At 47.0% G+C, this 6,959-nt stretch carries 7 protein-coding genes; 2 read left to right on the top strand and 5 right to left on the bottom strand.

Annotation, left to right across the window (positions count from 1 at the left end):
- Positions 1-212, bottom strand: a 212-nt coding sequence (locus ACUVJL_RS40205) for a hypothetical protein (RefSeq protein ID WP_445250935.1), incomplete at its 3' end; no start/stop codon positions are given.
- A gap of 236 nt (positions 213-448) precedes the next feature.
- Between ACUVJL_RS40205 and ACUVJL_RS40200 the strand changes: the two genes are divergently transcribed.
- Entirely contained in the window at positions 449-1,009 is a 561-nt protein-coding gene (locus ACUVJL_RS40200) for a Uma2 family endonuclease (protein ID WP_445250934.1), read from the top strand.
- Between the two features lie 48 nt (positions 1,010-1,057).
- Here the strand turns inward: ACUVJL_RS40200 and ACUVJL_RS40195 are convergent, their stop codons facing one another.
- Positions 1,058-3,250, bottom strand: coding sequence for a caspase family protein (locus ACUVJL_RS40195; protein ID WP_445250933.1), 2,193 nt, complete (start codon positions 3,248-3,250; stop codon positions 1,058-1,060).
- A 207-nt stretch (positions 3,251-3,457) separates the two neighbouring features.
- Positions 3,458-4,639 carry a sulfate adenylyltransferase gene (gene sat / locus ACUVJL_RS40190; RefSeq protein ID WP_445250932.1) on the bottom strand — a complete coding sequence of 394 codons (1,182 nt, stop codon included), beginning with the start codon at positions 4,637-4,639 and terminating at the stop codon, positions 3,458-3,460.
- 135 nt (positions 4,640-4,774) lie between these two features.
- Here sat and ACUVJL_RS40185 point away from each other — a divergent pair, with 135 nt between their 5' ends.
- Positions 4,775-5,587: an FkbM family methyltransferase gene (locus ACUVJL_RS40185; RefSeq protein ID WP_445250931.1), complete on the top strand. Its 813-nt coding sequence runs from the start codon at positions 4,775-4,777 to the stop codon at positions 5,585-5,587.
- Positions 5,588-5,843: 256 nt separating this feature from the next.
- On the opposite strand, the gene ACUVJL_RS40180 is transcribed toward ACUVJL_RS40185, so the two are convergent.
- Positions 5,844-6,050, bottom strand: a complete 207-nt coding sequence (locus ACUVJL_RS40180) for a hypothetical protein (protein WP_445250930.1) — start codon at positions 6,048-6,050, stop codon at positions 5,844-5,846.
- 275 nt (positions 6,051-6,325) lie between these two features.
- Positions 6,326-6,574, bottom strand: coding sequence for a hypothetical protein (locus ACUVJL_RS40175; protein ID WP_445250929.1), 249 nt, complete (start codon positions 6,572-6,574; stop codon positions 6,326-6,328).
- Positions 6,575-6,959 lie beyond the last annotated feature (385 nt).

The raw sequence follows: 6,959 nt of genomic DNA, 5'->3' as shown, positions 1-6,959 counted from the left end.
CAGTTGACAGTTGACAGTTGACAGTTGACAGTTGACAGTTGACAGTTGACAGTTGACAGTTGACAGTTGACAGTTGACAGTTGACAGTTGACAGTTGACAGTTGACAGTTGACAGTTGACATTCCCAATACTTCGGGTACGCGGTTCCTGAGCGACTCGTGCTGAGCGTAGCCGGAGTAAGTCCAAGGGCTGTACAAGTTACCAATTACCAATTATCAGTTACCGATTACAATGACCGAAAGCATCCAGGATACAAGCCCCCGGATTCATTCCTTCGCAGACTCAGGACGGAGAAATAAAAAATCTGTATCCGATAAACAAGCCCCCGAATTTATCCGTGGGGTCAATGCTTCAATTCTTTAATCTAAAATCTAAAATCTAAAATCGATTGACTTCTTTCTTGGCAGATCGACTACAATTTAAAAAATAATTAGCAGCGCGGTGGGTTATGGCAGTGCAATTACTCAAAAGGTTGTTGACCGTAGAAGAATATCATTTAATGGGCAAAGCTGGTATTCTTTCCGAGGGCGATCGGGTAGAACTGATAGAAGGAGAACTTATCCAAATCGCAGCAATTGGAACTCCTCATGCTTCTTGTGTGAGACGATTCATCGGACTGTTGAGCGTAATTCCCAGTAACCGGGCTTTTCTGGATGTGCAAAACCCCATCCAGTTGAGCGAGCGAACCGAACCCCAACCTGATGTAGTATTGCTGCAACCCCGGGCTGATTACTATTCAACAGCACATCCAGTACCGTCAGAAGTTTTGCTGTTGATAGAAGTATCCGATAGCACGGTTGATTACGATCGAGATGTGAAAGTTCTTATTTACGCTCGATCGCTCATTCCAGAAGTCTGGCTCGTAGATATAGAGGCACAATGTTTAGAAGTTTACCGCCAGCCAACTCCTAATGGTTACAGTTTAATCCAAAAGTTTTGGCGGGGTCAACAAGTGGCGTCGCTCGCCTTTCCTGATTTGGAAGTAAATATCGATTTCGTACTCGGATAGATTCGGATTATAGGTTATAGAAAACATTCCCAAGTTCCCATTCCTAAATTAAACCACCCGATAAACAAAACTCAGAGTTGCCCAAACATTCACATCCAAAGCCAAATCATCCGTCGATATCCCCACTTTCTGCACCCCCGGAATGCTAGCCGCGTGCAAATCTTCGAGCACCGCCCGCGCCACATTTAAAGGATTCAACAACACTCGAATTGGCAGGGCATCCCTCGTTTGCTGCATTTCGGCTTCTATTGCAGCCAGAGTTTGAGCGAAGGGACTCTCACTAAAGATAATCATAGTTTCCGCAAGTCCGATCGGCCCAGATACCGCCCACCCGTTAGCGAAGCCCTCGAAGAGGATCGCCCCAGCCGCCGGCACCGTCAAATTCTCCCCAGGAGCGATCGGCCCCGACATCCCCGCCACAGAGTCTTTGCCCTCAGTGCCGAACACTGACAGCCGTCCCGCGCTGTCCGAGCAAAACACCGCAAAGTAAACCGGGCGATCGCTATCGTTATACAATATACACAGACTGCGACTGCTTTTGCTCATACTTAGTATATGAGCGTTGGCTGATTTCTCGCTTTCGCCGCTCAAGGGTTCCAGCCGATAATCACCGCCGGCCCGCACCGGCTCTCGCTGTGCCAGGGCCCGCGCTTGGGGTGCGAGAGTTGCCAGAACCGCCCGCACCTTGAGGCGTGAAGACCCCTCATTGACTGTCAGCCGCAGCAACTTCCCCGCCTGCAGCGCTTTCAACTGCGGAGTCAAGCGCTGCACCGCCACCTTGACTGCTTCTCCCCCGTCGCCCTGAGTATCGGGAATCAGCATTTGAGCCAAAGAAAACAAACCGTAACGCCTTTGAGACAAAGCAGGCTCGTGAGGCGAGACTGTTTCGACTAAAGTCGTTTCCGGGACTCTGCCGAACCGACAGTCAGCGGGTTGCTCGCTGCCTACCACCGCAACTTGCGGCACAGTCGCAAAGGCACTGGTGGCGTCCACGCGCTCGATGCGTTCCAAACCCGAGTCCAAAGCTACTGTCAAACCGATGTTTCGCGGCAATACCCGAATTTCTTCCCTCACCAGTTGGCCGACTGTTAGTTGCCCCTCTGTTCGTGAGGGCTTCTCTAAAACTTGGGCTTTAGCAGAGAGGCCCGTGCGTCCCCGCAGCAAAAGCAGATCGCCGGCTGAGGAATCTAAAGCAAACACAGAACCCCCGGAGCACTCCAAAACTCCTGGCGACAACCCGCCCAGCCACAAATGTACAGTTTTGCCTCCGTCTTCCAGCGCCGTCACAGCGCCGTCAGATGCCGGGGAATTCAACATTAAATTTGAAAAATTCACCGTCGGCGCGGCTGTTAAATCGTGATGGCGAATTTGCGGTTGCTGCGATAACCCCGCTATTTTCTCGACTGTACCCGCCGCGCGGCTGAAACAGACGCTGAAGCTGCTAGCAGGAGTTGCCCACCACAAAGTTTGGGTGAGGGCGTAGGTAAACAAACCTGCGGTAAATCCGTTCCACTCTTGTTCGGCGGCGAGTTGGGAATTCGCGCCCGCGGCAAGTACGGTGGCGTCCGGACGGAGATTTGGGCGGGATCTGAGGTCTTCGGCGAACGTTAATTCTGCGAGGCCCGGCTGCCCGACGGTGGGGCGGGGACGGGAGCGAATGCGAAAGTTGCCGTTTTTGCGGAAACCCGGATAGGGGTAGCTGGTGTCGAGGATGGCGATCGCATTTTCTGTCGCGAGCTCACGAACCAACAGCAGCAGCGTTTCCTCTAAAATATCGTTCACTGCCCGGTTTGCTAACAGCGGCAAAACATCATCCGCCGGCACCAAACTGTTTTGCATTATTCCCGGAGACTCGCCCAAACTGACTCGGCTACCGCAGCCGCTAAAGTGAAAAACTACCACATCACCGGGTTTTGCTTGTTCGCTCAAGTGAGTCACAAAAGCCGTCTCGATATTGTCCCTCGTAGCTTGAGCGTCAGTCAAAGTCAAAATGTCAGACGGCACAAACCCAAACCGATATATCAGCAGTTCCCGCTGCAAATCCACATCCGTGACGCAGCCGTGCAGGGGCGAGTCTGGATATTTGTCAACGCCCACCAACAAAGCCAATTTGCGGGCTGTCGGCTGCGCTAAGGCTTGGAGGTAGCGCGAGCCCAACCGCAGCCACAGGGCGTCGCTGATTCCGATGGCGCCCAGCACCCGGCCAGCTTGCTGCAAAAATTCCCGCCGCTTGAGTCCCATTTTTAAATAGCTTTAAATTTTCCGTTTTGAATTTTTAGTTAAATTCCCCTCAATAATTTTAGGGTATTTAATTACTTTGTGAGTGTTTAGTATTAAGAGAATTTTTCAGTTTTAACTTTTGAGTTTTCAGTTTAAACTTTAAAAAACAAAACTCAAAAGTTAAAATTCAAAACAATTCAGAATGCCGCCAACACCAAGCTGACCGACTTAAATCTCGTAACTGAAAATATTCATTGCCTTGGCTAATTCTGCAGCGACTTCGGGCCGAGAAAACTGAGGCGGCGGCAATTTTCCAGCGCGCAGCATTTCCCGAACTTTGGTTCCCGACAAATGCACCCGTTGTTCAGGAGTGCTTGGGCTTGTTTTAGTTGTAGCCATCTGTTCGGTCAGTGTGCAATAGAAAGCGTGCTCGAATTTCATCGGCACAATTCCCAATTCTCCCGGCTCAAATTCATCAAAAATATGTTGGGCATCGTAAGTGCCGTAATAATCGCCAACTCCAGCATGATCGCGCCCCACGATAAAGTGAGTGCAGCCGTAGTTTTTGCGGATTAAAGCATGAAAAATTGCTTCTCGTGGCCCGGCGTAGCGCATCGCCGCCGGATTAATTGCCAAAATTACGCGATCTTTTGGATAGTATTTTTCTAGCAGAATTTCGTAGCAGCGCATCCGCACATCAGCGGGGATGTCGTCATCCTTCGTCGTCCCGACTAGCGGGTGCAGGAACAAGCCGTCTACTGTTTCTAAGGCGCATTTTTGGATGTATTCGTGGGCCCGGTGGATGGGGTTTCGGGTTTGGAAACCGACTATGGTTTTCCATCCTTTTTCTTTGAACAGTATTCTCGATTTCGCCGGGTCAATTTGGTATTGGGGAAACCGGACATCTAGTTCGCGTTCCAGCAGCCAAACGTCGCCTGCGAGGTTAACGGGCCCGGATTTGTCTACTACTTGGACGCCCGGGTGTTTAAGGTCGTCTGTGCGGTAGACGTTGAGGGCTTCTTCTTCTTTGCTGTAGCGGTATTTTTCTGCAAGTTCCAAGATTCCGGCAAACTCGCCCGCCGGGGTGTCGAGGCGCACTAAAGTGCCTTCTTTCAGGGTGTCGGCGACTGCTTCTGTTACCGAGAGGGTGATGGGAACCGACCAAGGAAGACCGTTCCAGAGGCGCATTTGTTTGACGACCGATCGATAATCAGCTTCGTTCATGAACCCTTTGAGGGGACTCAGGGCGCCGATGGCGATCATTTGCAGGTCGGAGATCGATCGATCCGAAAGCTGGACTCGCGGCAGGGACTCTGCTTTGTCGAAAAATTCTTGTCTTTGGTCTAGTGTGGCAATGCGGTTGACCAGGATGCCGCCGTGAGGGGCAATGCGGTCTGAATGCTGGCTCATGTCGATTTGAAGTTGTGGGTTTTAGCTGCCAGACTATATCGTACCAAAGTATTGTTACAATTAATTAATTTTCCTCAGTAAGTCGGCACACATGGTTTAAAATGTTACTATTCACCATAATTTATTCCGCCACTCATGCTACTTAATAATTTATTAGTGAAAGCTATCGATTTCTGGCAAAAGCATTCAGGATTGAGCTATCTCCAAACTCATAGTATTTATTCTAAAATCCTCGACTCTGACTCTTTAGTTATCGATTTAGGCGCCAATCGCGGTCAATTTAGCGAAGCGATAACTCGCGAATTCAAGTGTAGCTGTTACGCCATAGAAGCAGCTCCTTCTCTGTATTCTAAACTCCCAGAGAATGGCTTAATTAAAAACTTTAATTATGCTATATCAGACCGAAATGAACCCTTAAAATTATATATTTCAGATAATATAGAATGTAACAGTATTAGTCAGGAAGTTGCTAGTTCCTACGGCCTTCAGGGAGAGATATCAGTGGATGGTATCACTTTAGAAACTTTTCTGAACAATCAGAGAATCGAGTTAGTGGATTTGTTGAAGATAGATATTGAAGGTGCTGAAGAAGCCGTTTTTAACTCAACTACGGATACCACGCTCTGCAATATTAAGCAGCTCAGTATAGAGTTTCACGATTTTATGCCAGGTTCTATTAGCACTGAGGAAGTTAACAAAATTACCAACAGGTTAAAAAGATTGGGTTTTATCTGGATCCCCTTTTCATACCTGTTGTTTGGCATGGAGAGCAGTGACTTCTTGTTTATCAATACGAATAGATGTAAAATTCCGTATAAAGACTGGCTGGGTTTTCAAATGATTAAGTTGCTTCTAACACTACAAAAAACGTTGTCTCTAGTTGAGGGGGCGACACTGAGGCTAAAAACGAGGCTAAAGCGGTTGCTCTATCAGCTTTCTAGCTCTTAGCCCCATCCGGTAAAATGAGTGCTTATTGCGAACTAAACTCATCATAGATGCTATCCACTCCCAACAGCAGTCATTGGCAATTAACCAATTTTCGCCATACAAACCAATCCAAAACTTGCTATGTCTTCTTCTATTTCTACCTTTTTCTTGAGGAGGACATATAGCCTTTCGAGCGAAAGATGAGGTACTCATGGGCATAGGGCATAGGGCATAGGCCTCCGTGGGCATAGGGTATACCTCACTTTTTTGAGAACCGCTATATATTTTTTTCTTGTCTTTGAAGCTGATCTCTTTTCCCTTTTAACCATGCCGAAGTCATCGCCAAAGCTATTAAAATAACCAAAGAAATTAATTTGTCAGGTGATGCTTGACAACCCTCCAGATTATATCCTCCTCTTTTACAATCTTTAAACATTGCTTCGATTCCGTAACGTTGACCGTAAACTTCGAGATCACTTTTCAAATCGGGGAGATTAGTTAATAGATACCAAGGCTCGTCTTCTTGTTTGCCTCGATATTTGCGTTGATCGGATGCAACGCCGGTTAAACCTAGAAAACCCTTTCTTTTGAGTTAATCCTACTCTCGGATAAAATAGATGAATTCCTGGTTGAACCGGAATGCTGCTTAGGGATTGAAATGGCTGTCTTTTTTCTCGGAAAGTATTACTGCTTTTTTGACGGAGAATAAAAGTCAAACGCTGGTGGTGTAACCTTTGTGCCAGCTATATACTGTGAAATTCAAGCGTCGCCAATAATTACTAATTTATATCTTTTTAACAAGCAAATTACTGGACGCAATACTTGTTGTTGTTCGACCTTCTTAGAAGCCCCATGTTTATCTAGCAGCGTCCAGAATATGGGAAAAGCCGTTTTTTGAACGATCGCGCTTACCCTTAACACATTATACTCTTGACCTTGGGTTCTATCTAATGCAATGACTAATTGACTCCCGGCTTTGAACTGACGGGCTATTACCTCGCAAGACAATCGGAAACCATACTATAAGTATGCGCTCGTGTTTTAATCTGTAAAAATCGTTGTATGTGGCGGCGACGGCTACGAAGCAATATCGGCAATTGAAGGGTGGCAGCTAATCGTTCTATCCTGACTTCTTTTTGAGTCTGTAACAACACGCGCGAACATCTGAAGGGTAAGTAATTGTGCTGGGGTTAGATATTTTTCGAGTAGGTCGTGATAGAATGAGGGTAACATATTATTGATTTGGGTCTTGTGGTAAGTAGCTAGACAAAATTAATTACATAGTTTTCTCCAAATTCTTTCAGGATTTTTTCCACAGAGGTAACAAAAGTTCCCCAACTCTTGTAAGCAGATATCTCAATCCATTCATACTTAATAAACCGCCATAAAATTT

This window comes from Microcoleus sp. OTE_8_concoct_300 (assembly GCF_031383065.1).
Classification (GTDB): domain Bacteria; phylum Cyanobacteriota; class Cyanobacteriia; order Cyanobacteriales; family Microcoleaceae; genus Microcoleus.
Note: the sequence above shows the minus strand (reverse complement) of the source record. Positions and strands in the feature narration are given on the sequence as shown.

Excerpts from the sequence above, each read along its gene's own strand:
- ACUVJL_RS40200 (WP_445250934.1), top strand. The coding sequence starts at position 449 with ATGGCAGTGCAATTACTCAAAAGGTTGTTGACCGTAGAAGAATATCAT.
- sat (WP_445250932.1), bottom strand. The coding sequence starts at position 4,639 with ATGAGCCAGCATTCAGACCGCATTGCCCCTCACGGCGGCATCCTGGTC.
- ACUVJL_RS40195 (WP_445250933.1), bottom strand. The coding sequence starts at position 3,250 with ATGGGACTCAAGCGGCGGGAATTTTTGCAGCAAGCTGGCCGGGTGCTG.
- ACUVJL_RS40185 (WP_445250931.1), top strand. The coding sequence starts at position 4,775 with ATGCTACTTAATAATTTATTAGTGAAAGCTATCGATTTCTGGCAAAAG.